Origin of the sequence: Desulforhabdus sp. TSK, assembly GCF_022836495.1 — a bacterium.
In the GTDB taxonomy this organism is placed as follows: domain Bacteria; phylum Desulfobacterota; class Syntrophobacteria; order Syntrophobacterales; family Syntrophobacteraceae; genus Desulforhabdus.
The window spans coordinates 1-279 of sequence record NZ_BQXM01000229.1 but is presented as its reverse complement, the minus strand read 5'-3'; the positions used below and the strand labels follow the sequence as shown (position 1 = coordinate 279).

At 66.7% G+C, this 279-nt stretch carries 1 protein-coding gene; it reads right to left on the bottom strand.

Features of this window, described 5'->3' with window-relative positions; all coding sequences use genetic code 11:
• The coding region (locus MWC30_RS22210) for a 4Fe-4S binding protein (RefSeq protein ID WP_244086359.1) at positions 1–279 on the bottom strand (279 nt) is incomplete at both ends.

Sequence of the window (279 nt, the reverse complement as noted above, 5' to 3'; positions counted from 1 at the left end):
CCGGGTACCGCTCCCCGTTCTCCCGCTCGCCCCCCACCATCGAAATGGCCCTGGCCGGGCAGATCTTCTCGCAAAGACCGCACGCCACGCACCGCTCTTTCCCGTCTTCCCGCATGACCAGCACCGGGCGCCCCCGGTACGCCGGCGGCAGCTCCACCCGCTCTTCCGGGTAGTACACCGTGAAAACGCTCCGCTTTTTCCCCCGAGGGGGAGCCACGAACCCGATCATGTTGGAGACAAAATGCCTCGTGGTGATGCCAAGCCCCCGCAGGACCTCGA